The following is a 22,175-nucleotide window of genomic DNA, read 5'->3' as shown; positions in this document are numbered from 1 at the left end:
TTTCAAAGCTCGCGCGTGACGCCGGTCAGAGAGAACCTCGGGCGAGGCGTAGCGCTGCTGCAAGCCTGCAATCCAAAGCAGAGCCGAGCACCACGAAGCCGAACGGCCCTGCCAAAGAACTTGTCGCCGAGGAGGCGGTGAGCAGGCATGCGGAGCCGCCGCGCGAAGCCGAGCAGCCAGCACCGGCTGCCGAGCTTGCGGATGCGGCGCGCACCATCAAGGGCCTCGGTCTGTTCGACGAGGACTTCTATGCCGCGAGTTACCCGGACGTGATCGCGGTCGGCGCCGATCCGTTCGAGCATTTCTTCCTCTACGGCTACCGGGAAGGTCGCAAGCCAAATCCGATCTTCGACCCGATCTGGTACGTCACGACCTATCCTGATGTGCAGAACGCGGATGCGCATCCGTTCCTGCACTATGCATTAGTCGGTGAGCGCGACGGGCGGCGGCCAAGCCCCTATTTTCAGCCCGCCTGGTATCGGGAGAAGTACGGCATTCCGGAAGGCGAGAGCCCACTTGCGCACTATCTGAAGAACCGCCTGGGCCCGTTCAGCCCGATCCCGGAATTCGACGCACAGTACTATCTTCAGATCTACCAGGACGTCGCCGCAGCCGGCGTCGATCCGTTCGAGCACTTCATCTTTCACGGCTATAAGGAAGGGCGAAACCCGTCGGCGGAGTTCGACACCAAGTTCTACATCCAACGCTACTTCAGGGGTAAGACGGACCAGAATCCGCTTCTGCATTATCTCGAGCATCGCCATGAGGATGGCATCTATCCATCTCCCCCGGAGAACGAAGCCACGATCCCGGCCGAGATCAAGCGGTTCACGCGGCCGAGCGCGCTGTTCGAGGAGCTGCGTCCGTTGCCGGCCGGCGTCAAGCCACGCGCCAAGGTGCTGGCCTATTATCTGACCCAGTTTCACGCCTTTCCCGAGAACGACAAATGGTGGGGCACCGGCTTCACCGAATGGACGAACATCGCGCGCGGCATTCCGCGGTTCAAGGATCACTACCAGCCGCGGATTCCGCGCGACCTGGGCTTCTATTCGCTCGCCGACATCGAGACCCTGCGCAAGCAGGCAAAGCTCGCCAAGGCCGCGGGCGTGCACGGTTTCGTGTATTACTACTACTGGTTCAACGGCAAGCGCCTCTTGGAAAAGCCGCTGGAGCAGTTCCTGAAGGCGCGCGATATCAACATGCCGTTCTGCCTGATGTGGGCGAACGAGAATTGGACCCGGCGTTGGGACGGCATGGAGGGCGAAGTCCTGATTTCGCAGGACTACCTGTCCGATGATGACGAGCGCCTGTTGTCCGACTTCAACCGACACTTCAAGGACAAGCGCTACATTCGCATCCAGGGCCGGCCGCTCCTGATGATCTATCGGCCGCGCCTCATTCCGAATACCGCGAGCGTGATAGCGCGCTGGCGCGCGATCTTCGCCAAGAAATTCAGCGAAGATCCGATCATCATCATGAGCCAGAGCTTTGATGATTACGATCCGGCAGCGAACGGCATGGACGGCGCGATCGAGTTTCCGCCGCACAAGCTGACCAAATACGTGCCGCTGGTGAATTCCGAAGCCAAGATCCTGGACGACACCTATGCGGGCCAAATCTACAGCTATGACGATGTCGCCAAATATTCGCTCGAGGAACCCCGCCCGAATTTTCCGCTGATCAAGACTGTGGTGCCGAGTTGGGATAACGATGCGCGGCGGCAGGGCTCGGGCCTCGTGATTCAAGGCTCGACCCCGCAGAAATATGAAGTGTGGTTATCCGCGCTGGTCGAGCAGGCGCAGACCCACACCTTCTTCGGCGAATCGTTCGTCTGCATCAACGCCTGGAACGAATGGTGCGAGGGCGCGTATCTGGAGCCAGACCTGCATTTTGGCTCGGCTTACCTGAACGCCACTGCGCGTGCGGCCACCGGCCTGACCCGAGACCTGTCATTGCCCAAGGTCCTGCTGGTCGGACATGATGCGTTCCCCAGCGGCGCGCAGCATCTCTTGCTCAACATCGGCAAGACGCTGCGCAGCGCCTTCAACATCGAGATCGAATATCTTCTGCTCCAGGGCGGAGCGATGGAAGCCGAATATGCCTCGGTCGCCCCGCTCACCGTGCTCAAGCAGGCTTCCGAGATTCCGACGACCCTGCGACACCTCCGCGAGAAGGGCTTTACGGCGGCCATTGCCAACACGGCTGCGAGCGGGCGCGCCGCGAAATTCCTCGTTGAAATGGGCTTTCGGACGGTTTCCCTGGTGCACGAATTGCCCCGGATCCTGCACGAGAAGCACCTGGAAGAGGTTGCGCGGGCGGCGATCGGGAGTGCGCATCGCGTCGTGTTCGCCTCGGATTTTGTGCGCGACAAGCTTGTCGAAGCGCTCGGGTTTGACGCGACCGATGAGCGTTTTCTGATTCGCGCGCAGGGCAGCTACAAGCAGATCGAGCCGGCACCGACGGAGGCCGCGCTCGTTCGCAAGGAATTTGGCATTGCGCCGGCCGACAAGATGGTGCTCGGCGTCGGCTATGCCGATCTGCGCAAGGGTTTTGACTTGTTTCTGCAAGTCTGGAACCTGGTTCGGCGGAGCAACGCGAACGTCCATTTCTGCTGGGCTGGCGGCATCGATCCAGGTCTCGAGGAATGGCTCGGGCCGGAGATCAAGCGTGCCGAGGTCACGGGCCATTTTCATCTCGCCGGCTATCGTTCGGACATGCAGGCGCTTTATTCCGCCTCCGACGTCTACGCGCTGACCTCGCGCGAGGATCCGTTTCCGACCGTGGCGCTGGAGGCCCTCAGCGTCGGCGTGCCCGTCGTCGCGTTCCAGGACTCTGGCGGCATCCCGGGTTTTCTCCTCAAAGAGAACGTCGGCCGCGTCGTGCCCTATTGCGATGCGCCGGCGATGGCGCAGGCCGTGGAGGAGTTTCTGCGCTGGACCCCATCGGAGGCCGATCGCGCCCGCATGACTGAGATCATCCAGACCAAGTTCGTCTTCGCGGACTATGTCCGCGATCTCCTGCGGCTTGCCGTTCCGTCCCTGCCAACGGTCTCAGTCGCAGTGCCCAATTACAACTATGCGCACTGCCTGCCGGACCGGCTTTACACCATCTTCGACCAGAACCATCCGGTCGAGGAGATCATCGTGCTGGACGACTGCTCGTCTGACGACAGCATTTCCGTGATCATGAAGCTTGCGGACCAGCGTCAGCGTGATCTCACCCTCGTCATCAATGAGCAGAATTCCGGCTCGGTGTTCGTGCAATGGGCCAAGGCTGCGGAGATGGCGAAGGGAGAGTTCCTTTGGATCGCCGAGGCCGACGATCTCTCGGAGCCGACCTTCATCTCCAGCCTGCTCGCACTGATGAACGGCGCCCCCGACATCGCGTTCGGCTTCACCGATTCGAAATCCATCGATGCCGACGGCGCCCATCTCTATCCGAGCTACAAGCCCTATTACGCCACCATCGAGCCAGGTGCATTGTCGCGCACCGAGGTGTTCGATGGCCGCGATTTCGTGACCCGCTACCTCGGTGTACGGAACACGATCTTGAATGTCAGCTCAGTCTTGTGGCGCCGGGAGACGCTGTTGCGCGCGCTGGACGCCTGCCGCGAGCGTCTGAAGGACTTCCGAATGGCCGGCGATTGGCTGCTTTATCTCGAGGCGCTTGCGGCACCTGGCGCGAAAATCGCCTATGTCGCCGATCCGCTCAACGTTCACCGTCGCCATGCGGCGAGCGTCACCCATTCGTTGAAGGCGCAACAGCACATCGAAGAGATCGATACTGTTCATGCTCTCGCCCGGGAGCGATTCGGCTTTGGAGAGCGCGAACTGGGAGCGCAGGGGGCCTATCTCGACGAGGTGTCGGCGCAGTTGCTGGGAACAGCAGCCGCCGGCGCCGAGAAGCCGAAGCGCACAGCAAGAGCTGCGGCGCGCGCTGCGGCCGAGAGGTGATCGTGATAAGTGCAACTAAGGGCGTTTTGGGTGACTTGATGTTTGTGCCTTCTGCTGAATCGTTGATGAGTGCTTTAAACCTCGATAAATCCACCTTGGATGGCTCCGGCTACGTCAAGGTGCCGGCAGGCTTGCTGAAGCTGTTGCTACAGATCGCCATAGCCGCTGCCGATTTCGACGAGGACAGCTATTTGCGGGCGAATCCCGACGTCGCAAGAGCCGTTTCTCGTGGGGAGCTTGAAAGTGCACACATGCACTACATAGGCTTCGGCTACTTTGAGGGCCGCCGCGGAGGAGGGCCGGCCGTAGATGCCGAATGGTATCTCGGCAAATATCCCGATGTCGGGGCAGCCGTAAGAGATGGCCGGGTGAAGTCAGCGGAAGCACATTTCTTATCGATTGGTGGCGGAGAAGGGCGGTCGCCAGCGGCTGACTACGAAGCCGAGGCTGCGCAATGGAAATCAGCGATCAGGGGGAAGGCGGGATGAAGATGTGGTGACGATCCTCGTTGTGGTCGCAAAGTTATCTGGATGATGGTGGTCAAGAGCAATATGGGCCGGAATAAGCGCGCTACATATTGGTTTAGGATCGATATCGCCGCCGGAGGAGCAAAGTGAACATTTTTCTGCTTGGAGCAACGCCGAGCTTTCCCGCGGAAGTTGACGAAGATCCGATTTCAAGACTGGCGAAGACCGGAGGCAATACCGGGAACCAGTTGATTGCGCGCGGGCTGCTTGATCGTATCGTATACGACGACCTCTCGTGGGATCACAGAATCGATCCCCGGGCGGTGCATGAGCGCTTCGACATGATCGTCGTGGCGGCGGCCAACTTCCTGTTTCCCAAATTCGATTTGGGCGGCATGGCGCAATATATCGAGCGCGCCGACCTGCCGGTGGCGATAGTGGGTCTCGGAGCTCAATCAAGCAACTACGATCCGAACATAAGCTTGATGCCCGGCACCGAGCGATTCGTGAAGGTGATTGCCGAACGTGCTGTCAGCATCGGCGTTCGGGGCCCCTACACGCAAGAGGTTCTCGCGCTTCGTGGTGTACACAACGTGACTGTGACCGGCTGCCCTTCCTACTACATGGGAGGGCCTCACGGCATGAACATCCCCCGGCGGCCGTTTGAAGAGATCAAGCGTCTTTCGATCAACGCGTCTCGAGACGTCATCGTTCATTCCTTCGACCAGGAAAGGATGCTTCGGCTCGTGCGCGAGATCTACAGCACGGGAATAACCTGGAAAGCGGATTTCGTTGCCCAAAGCGAACAGGCCGAAATCAGGTTGGGAGACAAGCAAGCACGGAATGCTGAGGAATCGCTAAATGAACTTTCGACGTTCTTGGCAGGCGTTGCTCCCGAGGCGGACATACGAAGGTGGGCGACCAATCATGTGCGCGTCTTTTTTGACGTGGATAACTGGCTTGATACCGTTCAGACCTACGATTTCGTCTTCGGCAATCGATTTCACGGCTGCATGATCGCTCTACAGCGTGGCGTTCCCGCTCTCGTCATCTGTCACGATACGAGAACTGAGGATATGTGCCGGTTCCTAGGCATGCCGTTCGTCTCCATCGTTGATCTCGATGAGATTGATGTCGCGCAACTCTATGGCCGTGTTGGGCTCGGCAGTCTCGCGCGACGCTATCAAGGGCTCTATCCCGCATATATGCGATTTCTCGCAGCCAACAAGCTCATCGCGAAAAGCTGACCATCTCATGCCTCAGATCCTGGGACGACGACGATCGAGAAAGTAAGAATGTCCAGATTGACCGATGAACTGATCACTCAGTCAGTCCCGCAATCGAGCTACAAATCGTTCATGTAAAGCCCATTTCTTGCTTGCGGCTGAGCGAGAGTTTGAGGGTGGGACACCAGAATGGTGTTTCGCTATGGATGATGCCGTGCGTCCGCATTGCTGTTGACGCTTCGTTCCAGGTCGACCGTTCGATGAAGGCGCGTGTGTATCAGATGACGAGTGACCGCAACTTGTCGGCTGAGTGCGGGTCGCGGGCCCGGCGCCGGATACGATGTTCAGTTCTCTCCCGCGCGACAAGTCTTTAGAACCTCGCTCGCAGTTCTCAACATCGAGGCGGACGGATCACCCAAAGTCGGGGCCAGCGCTCCACCTTCGCTGTATTCATTCCAGGAATAGATCAGCGCGATCTGGTAGGGGCATCGATCCAGGTGCTTCGACATGAAGCGCACCGCCTGTCGGCAGGAGAAAGCGAACTCGGTGGGGGTTGCGATCGCGACATGCGCGCCCTTGTCGATGCGCGTGTAATCCCGTTTGTCGTAGGCGGGAGGGTTCTCCTTTCGCGGCCGCGAATCCCAACCCACCATGACGGTTGGCACCACACCGCCCGAAGTGTGAGCCAGCTCATCCTCCCAATAGTGTTCTGCGTGCCGTTGGAGCTCGGGATAAGTGCCAGATCGGTTGGGCCCGAAATTAATTCCATATGTCGAAATGGCATCGGCTCCTATCTGCTTTCGGACCGTTTCAGCTGTAGCAGGCGGCGCGTGTAAGAGTACAATGTACGGATTGCGGTCGTCTGAGGAAGTCGCCCGGTTTCGCAAGTGAGACAGCGATTTCCCGAGTTCGGCGAGCGAACCGTTCCAGTATGAAGGCAATAGGGCATCGAGATAATAGAGGAACAGGAGCGGCCTGCCGTCCTGCGTTCTCTGGTAGTTGCGGTCCGAAAACAGACCGCGAATGCGCTGTATCGCTTCATCGAAGCTGTTAGCGCGACCTAGCGTATCCAAGGTCGCTATCAGGCAATAGTTCATCTGATCGGCAATGCCGCTTTGACGATGGTACTTCAGCCCCTGCATCATCGAGTGCGCGGGGTCCATTTTGCCATCGCTACCGTACGCCAGATATGCCCAGTAGCCGAGACCGGCTTCGTGAGCGACCCGTATCTCGTGGTCGAACGAGTCTCGCGTGGCGTTGAATTGCAACGTGTTGGAATCAGTCAGACGGCTATGGAGCGGCGCACGAAACTGCCAGCGTTGGGGACTCAGAGCTTTTTCTTCTTCGTAACAGGGTTGCCCCTTCGTGTCGCAGTATTGCGCGTCCCACCTTATGGCTCCGAAGGTGGCGCATCGAGTTCTTGCGTAACTCCGTCTTGGAAGCAGCAGGGTAGTGAGAAGCCCTCGCAGAAGGGTCCGACGCGTTGATAGGTACGAAATGGCTGACATTCGTGGTTACGACCAGATCGGCGGGGGCCATTCATTTGTCTTGGAGACGTCTGCGCGGTTCTGATCTTAGCGCAGCAGCTGCACATGCCTCGCAGGACAGGAGAGGTAGGAACTCGCAGCGCGGAAGTTTGTTCCACGCATGGAGGCGTTCGTGCGCGTTCTCGCGTCAGATTACGAAGCGCGCCGTTCGGCGTGCGAACACAACACAGACTGAAGTTTGTTGGTCGCATGGCGCCTGATATCGACGTCATCATTTGGTACGACGCGAACAAATCGTTCCGCAACCTCTGTCAGTAGTATATCCGGCTTGAATTCGTCGACCAGTTTCCAGTCGATCGCGGCCGACCAGACAAACATCACGGCATCGACAGTCTCGGCAAACATTCCGGTGAGCATATGAGGTCGATACTCAAAAAAGGAATCGCCGAACACGAGTAGCCGCACTTTGGCCAGAGGGTGCCCTTCATTGCGATATTCGACGATCGATCCGACGTGCAACAACAGATCGTTCGGCACTCGGCCGGTTTCGCGCGCGGTCACGATCTCGTTGGCCTCGACCCGGGACGCGCCGATGCCAAAACGTCCGAATCGGATCGTTTCGAGCCGCTTGGGTATCAACTTTGAGCCGAGATCCCAGCTACCCTCGCGAGCTGATGTATTCCGTACGATCAGATCTGTCTTTTGTGGTATTCCCATATAAAAGCACAGCATCTGATAGGCGCTAAAGCAGCCTTCCACCGTCCAGTGAGTATCGGTTCGATGGAATACTTCGTAGTTGCCCGCCTGCTTCCTGAGATACCTGGTTAACGGCACCAAGATCCCGCGCAGCGCGGCATCATCGCTCTCTTCCAGGATTTCGGCCGGAAATCTCATTTGAGAGGTGATGGCGAGCGCCTTCGCCCTGAGTACAGAGAGCTTGTCCGGAACGAAGCAGTGAAGGTATTTGATTCCTTTATCCATGGCAGTTCTCTTCCTGCAGGCCAGCAGAGTCGTCCACGCAGAGCAGATCAATTGCAGATTGTGGTCGGATTCGGAGAACAGATGCGCGACGTCGTTGCTGCCACCAACCAGGAAGAGATGGCCGTCGTCTCCCCCGAAAACATCTTCTGAGAGCTGCGGCACAACGGCCTACTTTCGTTTCAGTGCTATGCAATCTTGAGCCAACTGTCCGCGATCGGCATAGTCGATGACAGCGAACAGATCCGAGAACTTATCGGAAAGATACTTGTCCGTAACGAAGCATTCTGCGAACTCGCTGCGCGCCACTGAGTCGGACGCCAGCCAAAAGAACTTTCCGGCCCTCACTTCCGCTATTGCGGTGTCGATGGCGTTATAGGGGAGCCGCTTCAGAACGAGATCAATCCAGAAGTGTATCTCTTGACCATTGATCTTCTTTCGGTGTGCTTCCTTCAGGTCCTCCAAGAACCGAACGCCGAGAGTTGTTATAAAGCAAACGCCGCCTGGTCTGAGAATGCGGGCAATTTCGGAAATCCACCGATCGAAATAGTGCTGGTTAAAGTGCGAAAAGGTCGACCATGTAACCAAGTGGGTCGCGAATCCGTCTCGGAACGGGAGCGGCGGCAACGGGTCGGTTTTGACGAAGCTGATATAGCTGTTTACCTTGCGTGCTTCGACGATAAAGTCGAACGGTTCAACCGCATAGATATTCGCCGCAGGCACATCCTTCATAAAAACGCGCGCGATGCGGCCCCAGCCGGTTCCAAAGTCGATCAGGATGCTGTCCTTGGAGAGGGGAGCGCCGTTGGCGTTCAAGACGCCGACGCAGTGCTCGCGAAAGCTCAGCGCACCTCTGATCGCCATCTCGTTGGAGTTTCCTTGCAGATGGCGCTGCAGGTCCGCTGACGGAAATGAGGGAAAGGTGATGCCCCGTATCGAGGGCTCTCTGACACTTCTGACCAGATCGGATCGCCATTCCTGGTCGGCAAGAGGTGCATAGGTGTCGTATATCTTGTTGATCTCGGTGTTGTGCATCTCTTCCTCAATTGAGCGAACGCCGGTTGACGCAGAAAATGGCCTCGCTCACGCCTATTGGCTGAGCCCGACCCGCTTGGTGTGATATCCGCGCTCCAGGATGGCCCGCCACCACGGTTGTTGCTGGACGTACCAGTGCACGGTCTTGCGGATGCCGGTCTCGAAAGTCTCCTCGGCGCGCCAGCCCAGGTCGCGTTCCAGCTTCGAGGCATCGATCGCGTAGCGACGATCGTGACCGGGGCGGTCGGCAACGAAGGTGATGAGATTGCGGCGCGAGCCGCCTTCGCTTGGACTGACCTCGTCGAGGAGATCGCAGATGCTTTCGACCACATGGAGATTGGTGCGCTCGTTCCGGCCGCCGATGTTGTAGGTCTCGCCGACGATGCCGTGCTCAAGCACCAGCGTGAGGGCCCTGGCGTGATCCTCGACATAGAGCCAGTCGCGGACATTCTGCCCGTCGCCGTAGACGGGAAGCTGTTCGCCGGCCAGACCCTTGATGATCATGTGCGGGATCAGTTTTTCCGGGAAGTGATAGGGGCCGTAATTGTTCGAGCAGTTGGTCACGAGCGTCGGCAGCTCGTAGGTCTCATGCCAGGCGCGCACCAGATGGTCGGATGAGGCTTTACTCGCAGAGTAGGGCGAATTGGGCGAATAGGGCGCGGTCTCCGTGAAGAAGCCTTCTTCGCCAAGTGAACCGAACACTTCATCCGTGGAGATATGCTGGAAGCGGAACCGCGCCCGCTTGTCCGGAGATAGCGTCCTCCAGTAGCGCAGGGCCTCCTGGAGCAGCGTGAAGGTGCCGACGATGTTGGTCTGGATGAATTCGCCGGGGCCGTCGATCGAACGGTCGACGTGGCTCTCTGCTGCAAGATTCAGCACCGCGTCGGGCTGATAGTGCTCAAACAGCCGGCGCAGTCCCGGGTCGTCGCAGATGCATTGCGTCTCGAGGGCGTAGTTGAGGTTTTCGGCCGCGCCGGGAATGGAATCGAGGTTCGCGGCGTAGGTGAGCTTGTCGATGTTGACGACGCGCGCGTGGCTGTTGCGTAGGAGATGTCGCACGACCGCGGAGCCGATGAAGCCGGCCCCGCCCGTCACGAAGATGGTCAACCCCTTCAAACGCATGATCAACTCCGTGCGGCGAATCAGGCCGCTTTGTGCGCGCGTGCGACGGACTGCAGATATTCGCCGTAGCTGCTTTTTGCGGTCTTTGCGGCCACCCGGTCGAATGCTTCAATCGTGATGTAGCCCTGTCGCAACGCGATTTCCTCGGGGCAGGCGATGCGCAGGCCCTGGCGTTGCTCGAGGATCTGGACGAAATGGCTGGCTTCGACCAGCGATGAGTGCGTCCCGGTGTCGAGCCAGGCAAAGCCACGACCGAGCACGTCGACATAGAGATCGCCCCGGTCCATATAGGCCTTGTTGACGTCCGTTATCTCGATCTCGCCGCGTGCCGACGGCTTGATCCGCGCGGCGATGTCGACGACGTCGTTGTCGTAGAAATACAACCCTGTGACCGCGACGTTGGACTTCGGCTGTTTCGGCTTCTCCTCGATCGAAAGCGCGCGGCCGGCCTGATCGAGCTCGACCACGCCATATTGCTCGGGCGCGTTGACGACGTAACCGAAGATGGTGGCGCCCTTATTGCGCAGGGACGCCTTTGTTAACATTCCAGGCAGGCTGTGCCCGTAGAAAATGTTATCGCCTAACACTAGGGCGACCGGATCGTCGCCGATAAAGTCCCGTCCGACGATGAACGCGTCAGCAAGTCCCCGCGGGGTTTCTTGCGTGGCGTAGGAGAAACGCAGGCCGATTTCGCTGCCATCGCCGAGCAGACGCTCAAAAAGCGCCTTGTCCTGAGGGGTAGAGATAACCAAAATTTCCCTGATTCCGCCGAGCATTAGCGTCGATAGGGGATAGTAGATCATGGGCTTGTCGAAGACCGGCAGAAGTTGCTTTGAGACGACGGTCGTCACGGGATAGAGGCGGGAACCGGTGCCGCCTGCGAGAATGATGCCTTTCATTGCCCCCTCACAGTTTACTTATCACAATCATAACATATAATGTGAAGAGTACAAGTTAGTGACGACGCCGAGAGATCGGTGTCAGTCGGCAAATTCGCAGTGCTCCAAAATGAATGTGATCCGGACCGAGCTTCCTGAAGTCCTCATCATCGAGCCTAAGTTCTTCGGCGACGACCGCGGGTTCTTCGTCGAGAGCTATCAGTTCCCCCGCTATGTCGAGTACGGCATCACGCGGCCCTTCGTGCAGGACAACATGTCCCGGTCGCGCTACGGCGTGCTGCGGGGTCTGCATCTGCAAAATCCCCTCAGCCAGGGTAAGTTGGTCGCCGTGCTGCGGGGCAAGGTTCTCGACGTCGCCGTCGACATCCGCGTCGGGAGTCCGAATTTTGGACGTCACGTCGCCGTCGAATTGAGCGAGGAGAACCGGCAGCAATTATGGGTCCCGCGCGGCTTCGCGCATGGTTTCCTGGTGCTGTCGGAGACTGCGGACTTTTTCTACAAATGCGACGATTTCTATAGCCCCAAGAACGAGGTCTCGATCCGCTGGGATGATCCGACGATAGGCATCGACTGGGGCATCGAAAAACCGTCGCTGTCGGCCAAGGATGCAGAGGCGCCGCTGCTTGCCGACTCAAGAAACCTTCCAGTCTACGGGCAGATCTGATGCGGATATTGTTGACGGGAACCGACGGCCAGGTCGGAGGCGCATTGCAACCAGTGCTGGCAGGGCTCGGTACGATCGTTGCGCCTGACAGCACCGAGTTTGATCTGTCGAAGCCTGAACGGCTTGCCGGAGCGCTCGACGCCTTCAAGCCCGATCTCATTATCAATCCCGCGGCCTATACTGCGGTGGATCGCGCTGAAGACGAGCGCGAACTCGCGTTCCGCATCAACGCCGGAGGGCCCGAGGCGATTGCCCAGTGGGCGGCGAAACATCGGGTGCCGCTAGTGCATTTTTCCACCGACTATGTCTTCGACGGCTCCGGGAAGGCGCCGTGGCGCGAGGATAGTCCGACGGATCCGCTTTCGGTCTACGGCGCGAGCAAGCTTGCCGGCGACACCGCCATTCGCGCGGCCGGCGGTCCGCATCTGATCGCGCGCACCTCATGGGTCTACGCCGCCAAAGGCGCGAACTTCCTGCGCACCATCGCGCGGCTTGCGGTCCAGCGCAAAGAGCTGCGCATCGTTGCCGACCAGATCGGCGCGCCGACGACGGCGAGGACGATCGCCAACGCTATCGCCGATATCGTGCTGCCAAATCTATCGAACCTGAATGAGCTCTTTGCGCGCAAAGGCGGCGTCGTCAACCTCGTCTGCACGGGTGAGACCAGTTGGCATGGCTTTGCGAGCGCGATCGTCGCCGGCCTGAAGTCGCGCGGCCTTGCGTTGGAGGTGGAGAAGATCGTTCCGATCGCTACGGCCGATTTCCCGACCAAGGCGATGCGGCCCGGCAATTCCCGACTCGACCTGTCGCGCCTGAACAGACAATTCGCAGTGGTCACGCCGGCCTGGCAGGAGGCGCTGTCGGTCGAGCTCGACGATTTCGTTGCCTTGCAAGAAGACGCGTCGCGCGCCGAGGCGGCGCGTCAGGTCCAGCGGCGATCCTATTCGTGATTCACCGGCTGATCGAGCGAAAGAGGCGCGCGGCGGCTTAAGGGGGCGATGAGGCGTCGCCTCAAAATCCCAACGGCACGTCGCGCGCCGGTCCGAGATGATTGTAGCGAGGGGCGCGTGGCCCCGGCGGCCAGGCGAGGCCGCCGTAGGGAATGCCATCGCGGGAAAGCTGCGGATTGTATGTCGGGTCCTCGTTGAGCCATTCACCCCAGCGCGCCCGAAGCAGATTGAGTTCGCGCTCGAACCGGCCGCGACGGTCGGCGCGATCATCCGCGCCGCGGCTGGCAGATTCGGCGTGAACCAGCTTCGCATGCGGCGTCAAGACGATGCGCTTGCCCGCCTGACGCAGCCGTAAGCAATAGTCGACGTCGTTGAAGGCGACCGCAAAGCGCGCTTCGTCCATGCCGCCGACGGCAAGATAGTCGCTGCGTCTCGTCGCGAGGCAGGCCGCAGTCACCGCGCTGCATTCGTGGGCCACAAGCAGTTGATCGAGAAAGCCGGGATCATCGGCGAATCTGTCCGCGAAGGCGTGGGTCGCCGCAAAGTTCATTCCCAAGACGACACCGCCATGCTGCACGACGCCGCCAGGCCAGGTCAGGAGTGCGCCGACCGCGCCGACATCAGGCTCGGCGAGCCGCGTCAGCATCTCCTCGAGCCAGTCGTCGGTGCTCGCTTCGATGTCGTTGTTGAGGAGACAGAGCACATCGCTATTGAGGACCGCTGCGGCTTGATTGTTCAGCCTGGCGAAGTTGAAGGGGCCTTCAACCCGCAAGGTTCGCACGGCCTGTCTCGGCAGATCTGCAAGGTAGGCGATGGTGTCCGGATCGACACTGTCGTTGTCGACGACGAGGATATCTGCGCGGCAGCGCTCCACTGCGGGCGCGATGCTGTCGAGACAGGTCCGTAGGAGGGGGAGGCGATCGCGGGTCGGAATGACCACGGTCACACGCTGGCGCGAAATGGCTCGACCAATTCGGACCGCAGGGAAGAGGTTACCCTGTTGTGGGGTCACGTCCGCGCCGACGGCGCGTGCGTTGAGGTGCATCTGGCTCGCCGCGGCAAGCTGATGGCTGGCGTTGGTGCGATCGAGTCTAGGCAGCGTCGCCAGCGCTCCCGGCAAATGAAGGATGTTCGCCTGACGCGGACCAACACGATCGAGCAAGCAGTTGAAAAGACGATAGAGATTGTCTGGGCGGGCCTCGAGGCCGGCGAGCAGGGCCTCGCGTCGCACGGCGAACAGATGTGCACAATAACCTTGCTCGAGCATTCGCTCGTAGTCGAACGCGGGAAAGGCCAGCGGCCAGAGCCGGCCGTCCTCAGCAAGAAAATCGAGATCGCCGTACAGGGCGATCGCATCGGGATAGGCGTCGAATGCGGCCGCGATGCGGGCCAAGGCATTCGGCTCGAGCACCACGCCTGCTATCGCGATGACGACATGATGTGTATCGGATGCGGCATCGTTCAGAAATTCCAGGAGAGCGTCGGTATCGACGGAGAGCGGCTCGCCGTCGATCACGCCGGCAGTCCAGCCTTCGTGGGTCTGGGTCTCCAGCGCGGCGAGCGTTTGCTCTGCGCCGGCGGCGCCGGCGATGACGACAGCGAGCGCAAGGCCGCTTGCCAGCGGCGCCAGCAGCGGAAAGCGATCGCGCCAATTCACGTAGTCGGCGAGGGGAAGCGAGGCCGGGATCAGTTGGTCATAGAGCTTGCCGCGCAGACGCTCGGCACCGTAGCCGCCGAGCGCGTCGATCATTCCGGCGAGGCCGTCGGGAAAGGCGACAAAGACGGCCGTCGCCGGAATTGGCTCGCCGTCTTCCCTGCGCAGCGAAACGCGATGAACGCGTCCGTCGGCAAAGCGTTGCGGAACGTGAAGATCAAAGGCGCGCACGTTCCGGTGTGCGGCAGCTTCGCCGACATGCGTCCAAGCCGTGGCGTGAACCTGTGCGACGGCCTCTCCGTCAACGATTGCCTCCAGGAAGAGAGCGGATTCGCCATCGATCCAGCCCTGGAAGTGCAACCCGCCAAGCCAGCGCAACTCGCATGTTTTGCGCAGATCAACGAGACTTGCGCGGCCACTCTCCAGATCGATGGGGTGGCCAAGGAGAGTGCCAAGATTGGCGAGGCGTGCCTCGAGTATGCGCGCGGCGCGAAGCAGATCGGGGTCGATCGTGACCGCAAAGCCGCAACTCGCCTGAAGCCCTTGTTCAGAGAGCTCGGGAACGAAGGCGTCGGCATAGGCCGTGCTGAACACCAGGCCGTCGAGCAAGATCTCAACGGTATAGCGGCGCTCCGTCGCGTGGGCGTCGTAGACGAAGCCGGACAACGTCCCGTCGTGCGCAAGCTCGAGCCGGCTGACGAGCTTTGGTCTGATCGACGCTTCGGACTGGGGGCAGGAGAGACGCGACATGCTCATGCCCGCGCGATCCAATCGACCACGAGATCGGCAAGCCCTGCCGCGTTCACAATGGCAGGAATCGCAAGGTCGCCTTTGCGGGGTTTCAGCGCGCCGCCGGACCAGTCGCAATAAGCAACGGGTCTCGCCGCCTGTTTGACGGTCTCGACGAGAGGATGTCCGAAGATGGGCTGCTCGAAATCGGTGAGGATCCAGCCCGGATTATACGGTGTCAGGACGTCGCCCAGCTCATCCGCCGCAATCGCGCCCGTGACGAAGATATTGGGCTGCGACATCAGGCGATCATCGCCGCATGTGGTCCCGGCGATGACGATCGATAGCGATGGTTCGTGTCGCCACAGACGATCTGCCAATGTTCGTATCGCGCGCAGGGATGCAGGCGATGGCGTCGAGGAAACGATGATGAGGGATTTGTGAGAGGCGGAAATTGGAGGCAGCGTCAGGGAGCCTATGGGCCAATCGTGCAGCACGATCTTGCGATTGGGCCACCTGTTTTGCGCGTAAGCCTTGGCAGCTTTGCTGGGGACGAGAAGCGGAGTCGTGCCGGAGGGCAGGATCGCAAGCTCGCCAATGCTCTCCGATATCAGCCAGCGATCGACCGGAAGATCGAGGCCCCCGATCAAGTCGATGAGCAGTGGCGACGGATTCGGGTCGAGGATTTCGATACGCTTTGGGCATAACCGGGTCAGGAGGTCGCCGGCCTCGGTGCGACCTACCTCCGTACCGAGGCTCAAACGCGTGGCCTGCGGCAAACCTCCATCGGCAGCCCTGAGATGAAGGACGTCGTGCTCCCGCAGGAGCAGGATTGCGCGTTCGCCACGCAGGCGAAGATGGCGTATCCGCGCGTCGGTTACCGCAGGGCAGGTCCGCGCGCTCGCGAGCACCAGCACCGATGGCTCCGCCGGCCATGGCAGCGCCCGCTCGAGCGCCGCGCGCGCCGGCCGCAGCGGATCGGCGATTTCAAAGGCGCGGCATTCTTCGCGGTAGTTCGGGAATCGCTGGTCCAAAATGCCGAGATTATGAAGCACGAGGCCTCGTTTCTCCTGCTGAAAGGACTTTGAGCCGTGATGTCCGACATAGACCGAGGGCGCGCAAACATTGCGGAAGCCGTTGGCGCGCGCGCGGAGGCAGAGATCGACGTCCTCGAGATAACCGCGCTCGAAATTGTCTGAGAGCTCGCCCACGCTGTCGAGGCAGACGCGAGTAACGTAGAGGCAGAATCCGATGCCGCTTGCGATGTCGATCGCGCTTCCCGCGTTGGCGGCGCCTGCTATACGGTCGATCGCGACGATCTCGTCATAGCCGGGCATCGGATTGACGTCGTTCGGCGTTGGAAAGGAGAAGATATCGCCGTTGTTGGAGAGCGGCGTGATGGTGCCGATGTTCGGCGCCGAATGCGCCACATCAGCCAATCGATCGACGAAGCCGGGTGGGACGAGGGTGTCGGAGTTGAGCAGCACGACGTCACCCGTCGGGATCTCCCTCAGCGCCTGATTGATCGCGCCGACAAAGCCGAGATTGACCGTGTTCACGAGAAGACGGATCTTGCCCGCCGCGGCGAGTTCGCTCAGGTAACTCCGCAGCTCCATTTCGGGACTGGCGTCATCGACGGCGAGAACCTGAAAGGCGTCCTTGCGGGACCCCCACGGGCGCCTTGCCTTTTCGAGACTCTCGAAGCATTCGATCGTTGCCCGTGTATCCCTATAGACGGGGACGATGACGGTCGGCCGATCGACCTTCGATCCGAGCTTGGTGGAAGGGTGGCGGGCGGAACGAAGGCTCACCGTCGAGGCGAGGTTGGGTGCCACGCGTCGGACTTGGGTGATCTCTTCGCCGCATCTAAGCATCACGATCTGAGGTGTTATGGACGGTGGCCGCCGAACCAAAAAGGTCGTGGCCCGCACGTCTGCGCTCGCCAGAGGGTGAAAGGGATTGTGCTCGAGAACACTCGTCAGCGTGCCATCTTCAGTTGCAAGGCTCACTTCGATGGGGAAGGACCTGGTCCAGGCGGCCCAGCCCGTCACGTGATTGTCGAACACCGAGCAGGCCGCCCAATGCTGCCCCCCGGCACGCCGCAGCTCCGCGATGGCAGCTCGGAGGATGGTTGGATTGCCTTCGCGGGGTATCAGTTGAGCGGCTGCGGCCCGTCGCCGATCGTCTGTTCCCCATGCAAGCATCCGGCGGTTGGCGCCGATATCGGAAGGATCGACAAGAAGCGCCTGCCCAAGGTCGGCCAGCGCAGCTTCTTCAAGTCCAAGCCTCCAGGCGGCTTCGGCCCGGAGAACAAAGCAATGCGCGGCCGGCGGAGGGGCAACCCGGATGCGTCGATCCGCGTATTTCAGCGCCGCGACGAAGTCCTGGGCTGTCAGCGCCTTGGCTGCGAGGCGCTCGAGCGCGATATGCGCGCGAGGTCCGACAAGCGAGGAGACGTCGAGAACCATGCGACGGTGGTCCGACCTTGTCGATCGCTCACCCGCGCTTCGCGGCTCCATTCTCGGATCGCCCCTAGCCGACGGAACTCTCTTGGCGTGCCCGGCTGCGGAAGACGCGGACCCGGCCGGAGCCGACCGGCTTTCGGGCCGGCTTTACGGGAAGGACGATATTGTCCGGGGCTGCTCTCGCGTTGACGCCTACGCGAATGCCAACCAGAGGCTCGCGGCTGGTCGGCCCTGACAGCACGACGCGTTTGCCGACGGCGCGCAAGGTCGGCGCGTTCAAGAACGTCGCTTCCGCCACGAACTCGAATCCCTCGGCGCCACTGATTTCCAGCACGACGCCGGTAATCGGCAAGGCTCGTCCACGCGTGCCGGCATAAGTCCCGAGCGGCACCATTTTGCCACTCCCCGCCTGGCCGTTGGCGAATTGGACCGCATAGCGGATATCGAGACCCGCCGGCTTCCCCGGCCACTCAAGGGCAATCCCTTCGATGCGCGATGGGGCCATTGGACCTGCAATCCATGCGTTGGGTGCGACGACAACATCGCCGCGACCTGCGACGTGGCCGAGGACCTTGAGACCGTCCATTGCAACATTCGCGTACATGGCGGCGCGCTCACGTTGCGCGGCGAGCGGCGCTCGGCCGGACTGAATTGGTTCGATACGAACCGTGGCCGCGCGCGACCCCCCGGGTCGCATCGGCTGAACCTGAATCTGCAACGTGCCGGGTGTGTTGACCCTGACCATCAGGCCGGAATTGGGCTCCCAAAGCGTCGGCTCCGTCGCGTCGGGATGCAAGATGAGCTCCATGCGGCCCTCATGACCCTGCGTCGGTACAACCGTGACGTGCGGCGGCGAGGCGAGATCGTCGGCACTCTTGTAGCTCACGAAGAAGAGTCCCCGATCGAGACTTACGACTTTCTGCTGCTCAACATCGCCCATCATTGCCCCCGAATCAGATCCGATAAACCAGGATTGTTTTTGCTGCCTGACGATCACGCGTGCGGACCGCTCCGTGAACGAGACACTTTAGGGAATGCTCCTCAAGCGAACGGCGGGACGCCACTGCGGCGGCAACAGAGACCGGCGCATGTAGTCGGTTTCAGCGCTGAGCAGCTCCGCCATCTGACGAAGCCTGTCATTCTCGTCTCTCAGCAGCGCAATGACATCCGCGATGTCATCGACGCCGATGTCAGCACGCCAGTTTTGCAACTCAGAGTCGAGGAGATATTGTTTAATCTTCATCGGAAGGCTCACCGCGCGCTTGGACTTGGGTCTCTAAGACTAAAGCAATCATCAAAACTCGCGTGGCGAGCGCAAAACCAAAGGTGGCATACGTTTGGACTTAATCGCTTTAATTTGGGGCAGGAAAATGTCAGGAAAGCTTCGACGCGAAGAAGTACTTAAGCTGTTTAGCGATCGGAAACTTGTGGACGAGTGACACACTCGTGTCATGACGGATTGATTGTCTGGTCAATCAGACGGCGCCTTTGCTCACGAAGCGAGCAAGACGAGAACAGATAAAACTTGAAGTTAAGTTTTGTGTTGGAAGTCGGGTGCTTCGCTGCCGCCAATTCTTGCTATAAATAACTCCATGCTTGCACTCATTCCCGAACGATGCTTGGCATGAGGGACCAGTCCCAGAGCGGCGGCGATGAAGATTCTATTCGTTCACAACAATTTCCCGGCACAATATCGCAATATTGCGGCTGCTTTGGCCAAGGAGCCAGGCTTCGAAGTCGTGGCCGTCGGTGCATCGACTGCAAGATCAATGCCGTCCGTGAGATTGATCAAATACGCTCTTCCTGGTGCGGACGTTTCAGCAACGCATCCGTTTGCGCGACGTTTCGATGTCGAGTGCCGGCGCGCCGAGCAGGTGCTGTACAGCCTTTCGAGTCTGGCCACGTCGGGGTTCACGCCGGATCTGATTCTCGCCCATCCCGGATGGGGCGAGACGCTGCCGTTGCGCACGATGTTTCCCAAGGCACGATTGCTCGTCTATTGCGAATTCTTTTACGGGGCCGAGGGGCGTGACATCGGATTTGATCCGGAGTTTCCAATGCCCGGACTTGATGGTCACATCGGGCTTCAGTTGAAGAATGCGACGACCCTGCTCGCGCTTGAGGACTGCGAAATAGGCATCTCGCCAACGAAGTGGCAGCAATCGACGTTTCCCGCACATTATCGCGGCAAGATCGAAGTGATTCATGAGGGCGTTGACACAGCGCGTATGCGACCGAACCCGCAGGCGCGCCTTACGCTGCCGAACGGAAAGCACCTCCGGCCGTCCGACGAGGTCGTGACGTTTGTCGCGCGCAATCTCGAGCCGCTGAGAGGCTACCATATCTTCATGCGCGCACTGCCGGAGATCTTAAGACGCCGGCCGAACGCTCAGATTGTCATCATCGGCAGGGATGGCATATCCTATGGACTTCCGCCTCCGGCGGGCGAGACCTGGAAATCGATCTTCCTTAACGAGGTTCGCCATCGCCTAGACTTGTCCCGCGTTCATTTCATGGGGGGCGTCTCATATCAAGCCTTTATTGCAGCGCTTCAGGTATCATCGGCGCATGTCTATTTTACGTATCCCTTTGTGCTGTCCTGGTCGATGTTAGAAGCGATGAGTGCCGGGTGCCTCGTCATCGGTTCCGACACGGCGCCGGTGCGCGAAATCATCAGCTCCGGCGAGAACGGCCTGCTGGTCCCATTTTTCGCGGCGGACGAGCTTGCCGGACGGATCATTGAAGCGCTGGAGCAGCCATCAAAATTTTCCGCGGTCCGCGAAAGCGCCCGCCGCTACATTATCGATCATTATGACGCGGAGCAGGTCTGCGTTCCGCAAATGCGCCGCCTTCTCGATCTGAGGGGAAATGCCGCGTCATCACCGCGCGTTTTTTGGCCAGCGCGCCCGGCGTCTGAGTGGCGCATTAAGAGCGCCAAGCGCGCGTCGCGCAACATGCCGGCGGGTCGCCAAGTGTGATGCAGTTGCCGGCATACAGTCTTGAGCCTGCTCGTTCCATCGACTTGAAACAGGTTAGACCCTCGAACAGATTGCTCTCTATGGTTGCAATTCTGGTTACCACGACATTACTTGCATCGCCAAAATAAGAGAGCTGTGTCGCGTCCCCAAAAAAAGAGCAGCTGAGGCACCCAGAGAAGGAGCGGGCCGCTGCAGAGGCAAGGCGGGAGCGCCTGCTCGCTCGCCTCCGAGGAGGAACAAGCGACCTCAGATCGCAGGGGAATGGACGGCCATCGACCGGGAAGAAAAGGGGCCCGGCGAAAATAATGCGCCCATTCGATATCTTGGGCGCTGCCAAAGCCGCCGTCCACGAGATGGTCTTTGGGCAGACCGCCAGGTCGCGCGCGCTGCCGCTCCAGCACGGGACGCATCAGGCCGCGGTCGAAACCGGTATTGTAGATATTGATGTCGGCGACGATCTGTTGGCGGACCGGGCTGGTCACCTGCACGTTGTAGGCTGGCCGGAAGCCGCCGTCGGCCATCTTCATGACCCGCGCATCGGCGTCCGTCGTGGACGCGCGTGGCTCCTTCGGTTTTTTGCCGTTGTCGCGCTTCTCTTCGCGTTTCTTGCTGCTTGATCTCGGCCAGCGCCGCCTGCGCCGCTCTCACGTGCTCGCTGCGCTCCGCGCGGCTCGCTCCCTGGCCGCCCGGGCACGCTGATTGCTCGCATTCGAGCGCGCGTCGACCTCATGCTTGAGGTCCTCCACCACCGCCTCAGCCAAGGCCAGATGCTTGTCCAGTGTCGCCTGGCGCCGGAACGAGGCGGCTCCCGCGCTGGCCCGGACCCGCACCCCGTCCTGCGCCAGCGTCGCCAGATTGACCAGTCCAGCCTGCGCCAGCGCCGCCAGATGCTCGCTGAGCAGCCGGTCGAGCAGATCGGCACAGTCAACCCGGAAGTTCGCCAGCATGTGATAGTTCACCGACACCCCGCCGCACAGCCAACGATAGGCATCGTGGCTGTCGCATAACCGCGCCAACGCCCGCGCGCTGCCAATGCCTTCGCTCGTGGCAAGCAGCCACAGCGCCACCAACAATCGGGGCGATGTCGCGGGGTGACCGGGACGATCGCCCCTGGCCTTGATCCGGTTCTCCAGTTCGCTCAGATCAAGCTCTTCGACATAGGACCAGAACAGGCGCGCCGGATGGGCTTCCCCGATCAGGCTCTCGATATCCACCGCCCGCAATGCGATCTGGTCGCGTTCGGGTTCACGCAGCCGAGGCGCCCCGAGCGGCGCTCCTTCGGCTTGCGGCTTCGATTGCGCCGGCAGTGCCCCAAACAATTCATCGCTAGCCATCGTGGTCTCCCGCGAATCCCATCATCGCAAGAGAATCACATCGCATCGGCCATCGGCTAGATTTGCTTGCCCCACCGTCAAAAAAAATCACACCCTCTGAGATGCGCGGGGCGCGGCGCAATCGCGGCGCGGAGCCAGCCTCGAAGGGCGACGGCCCGCTGCATCTCGGCCATTCATCCTTCGAGGCTCTCCAAACGGCGCGTTGCGCCGCTTGGCTCGCACCTCAGATCCTAT

15 protein-coding genes and 1 pseudogene are annotated in these 22,175 nt (G+C 60.4%); 6 read left to right on the top strand and 10 right to left on the bottom strand.

Features of this window, described 5'->3' with window-relative positions:
* Nucleotides 1–137: 137 nt before the first annotated feature.
* From FXV83_RS34750 to FXV83_RS34740, 3 genes are all read left to right on the top strand, one after another.
* Nucleotides 138–3,953 carry a glycoside hydrolase family 99-like domain-containing protein gene (locus FXV83_RS34750; RefSeq protein ID WP_235940396.1) on the top strand — a complete coding sequence of 1,272 codons (3,816 nt, stop codon included), beginning with the start codon at nucleotides 138–140 and terminating at the stop codon, nucleotides 3,951–3,953.
* A gap of 2 nt (nucleotides 3,954–3,955) precedes the next feature.
* Entirely contained in the window at nucleotides 3,956–4,441 is a 486-nt protein-coding gene (locus FXV83_RS34745) for a hypothetical protein (protein ID WP_235940388.1), read from the top strand.
* Between the two features lie 125 nt (nucleotides 4,442–4,566).
* Entirely contained in the window at nucleotides 4,567–5,667 is a 1,101-nt protein-coding gene (locus FXV83_RS34740) for a polysaccharide pyruvyl transferase family protein (RefSeq protein WP_148744062.1), read from the top strand.
* Between the two features lie 323 nt (nucleotides 5,668–5,990).
* Here FXV83_RS34740 and FXV83_RS34735 read toward each other — a convergent pair whose 3' ends face one another.
* The 5 genes from FXV83_RS34735 to rfbA all read right to left on the bottom strand — a co-directional run bounded on the left by FXV83_RS34735 (nucleotide 5,991) and on the right by rfbA (nucleotide 11,167).
* The gene (locus tag FXV83_RS34735; protein ID WP_187436376.1) at nucleotides 5,991–6,914 is read right to left on the bottom strand and encodes a glycoside hydrolase family 71/99 protein; all 924 of its coding nucleotides are present in this window, start codon (nucleotides 6,912–6,914) and stop codon (nucleotides 5,991–5,993) included.
* A 411-nt stretch (nucleotides 6,915–7,325) separates the two neighbouring features.
* Nucleotides 7,326–8,276 carry an alginate O-acetyltransferase AlgX-related protein gene (locus tag FXV83_RS34730; protein ID WP_148744060.1) on the bottom strand — a complete coding sequence of 317 codons (951 nt, stop codon included), beginning with the start codon at nucleotides 8,274–8,276 and terminating at the stop codon, nucleotides 7,326–7,328.
* Nucleotides 8,277–8,282: 6 nt separating this feature from the next.
* The gene (locus tag FXV83_RS34725) at nucleotides 8,283–9,146 is read right to left on the bottom strand and encodes a class I SAM-dependent methyltransferase (protein ID WP_148744059.1); all 864 of its coding nucleotides are present in this window, start codon (nucleotides 9,144–9,146) and stop codon (nucleotides 8,283–8,285) included.
* A gap of 54 nt (nucleotides 9,147–9,200) precedes the next feature.
* On the bottom strand, nucleotides 9,201–10,268 hold the full coding sequence (gene rfbB / locus FXV83_RS34720) for a dTDP-glucose 4,6-dehydratase (RefSeq protein WP_148744058.1): 1,068 nt from the start codon (nucleotides 10,266–10,268) through the stop codon (nucleotides 9,201–9,203).
* Between the two features lie 20 nt (nucleotides 10,269–10,288).
* Nucleotides 10,289–11,167, bottom strand: coding sequence for a glucose-1-phosphate thymidylyltransferase RfbA (rfbA, locus tag FXV83_RS34715; RefSeq protein WP_148744057.1), 879 nt, complete (start codon nucleotides 11,165–11,167; stop codon nucleotides 10,289–10,291).
* A 109-nt stretch (nucleotides 11,168–11,276) separates the two neighbouring features.
* Here rfbA and rfbC point away from each other — a divergent pair, with 109 nt between their 5' ends.
* Both rfbC and rfbD read left to right on the top strand, forming a co-directional pair.
* Nucleotides 11,277–11,831 carry a dTDP-4-dehydrorhamnose 3,5-epimerase gene (gene rfbC, locus FXV83_RS34710; protein WP_148744056.1) on the top strand — a complete coding sequence of 185 codons (555 nt, stop codon included), beginning with the start codon at nucleotides 11,277–11,279 and terminating at the stop codon, nucleotides 11,829–11,831.
* On the top strand, nucleotides 11,831–12,781 hold the full coding sequence (gene rfbD / locus FXV83_RS34705) for a dTDP-4-dehydrorhamnose reductase (protein ID WP_148744055.1): 951 nt from the start codon (nucleotides 11,831–11,833) through the stop codon (nucleotides 12,779–12,781). The genes rfbC and rfbD overlap by 1 nt, the downstream gene beginning before the upstream one ends.
* 61 nt (nucleotides 12,782–12,842) lie before the next feature.
* Here rfbD and FXV83_RS34700 read toward each other — a convergent pair whose 3' ends face one another.
* The 4 genes from FXV83_RS34700 to FXV83_RS34685 all read right to left on the bottom strand — a co-directional run bounded on the left by FXV83_RS34700 (nucleotide 12,843) and on the right by FXV83_RS34685 (nucleotide 18,872).
* The gene (locus FXV83_RS34700) at nucleotides 12,843–15,191 is read right to left on the bottom strand and encodes a glycosyltransferase family 2 protein (RefSeq protein ID WP_148744054.1); all 2,349 of its coding nucleotides are present in this window, start codon (nucleotides 15,189–15,191) and stop codon (nucleotides 12,843–12,845) included.
* Nucleotides 15,188–17,632: a glycosyltransferase gene (locus tag FXV83_RS34695; RefSeq protein WP_187436375.1), complete on the bottom strand. Its 2,445-nt coding sequence runs from the start codon at nucleotides 17,630–17,632 to the stop codon at nucleotides 15,188–15,190. The genes FXV83_RS34700 and FXV83_RS34695 overlap by 4 nt, the downstream gene beginning before the upstream one ends.
* A gap of 64 nt (nucleotides 17,633–17,696) precedes the next feature.
* Nucleotides 17,697–18,572, bottom strand: a complete 876-nt coding sequence (locus FXV83_RS34690) for a hypothetical protein (protein ID WP_148744080.1) — start codon at nucleotides 18,570–18,572, stop codon at nucleotides 17,697–17,699.
* An 84-nt stretch (nucleotides 18,573–18,656) separates the two neighbouring features.
* Nucleotides 18,657–18,872, bottom strand: a complete 216-nt coding sequence (locus FXV83_RS34685) for a hypothetical protein (protein WP_148744053.1) — start codon at nucleotides 18,870–18,872, stop codon at nucleotides 18,657–18,659.
* Between the two features lie 409 nt (nucleotides 18,873–19,281).
* Between FXV83_RS34685 and FXV83_RS34680 the strand changes: the two genes are divergently transcribed.
* The gene (locus FXV83_RS34680) at nucleotides 19,282–20,607 is read left to right on the top strand and encodes a glycosyltransferase family 4 protein (protein ID WP_148744052.1); all 1,326 of its coding nucleotides are present in this window, start codon (nucleotides 19,282–19,284) and stop codon (nucleotides 20,605–20,607) included.
* Nucleotides 20,608–20,912: 305 nt separating this feature from the next.
* On the opposite strand, the pseudogene FXV83_RS34675 reads toward FXV83_RS34680, so the two are convergent.
* Nucleotides 20,913–21,941: pseudogene (locus FXV83_RS34675) on the bottom strand (IS1182 family transposase); the annotation flags it as partial.
* Between the last annotated feature and the right edge of the window lie 234 nt (nucleotides 21,942–22,175).

This window comes from Bradyrhizobium hipponense, assembly GCF_008123965.1.
In the GTDB taxonomy this organism is placed as follows: domain Bacteria; phylum Pseudomonadota; class Alphaproteobacteria; order Rhizobiales; family Xanthobacteraceae; genus Bradyrhizobium; species Bradyrhizobium hipponense.
This window is presented reverse-complemented; position numbering and strand designations above follow the sequence as displayed.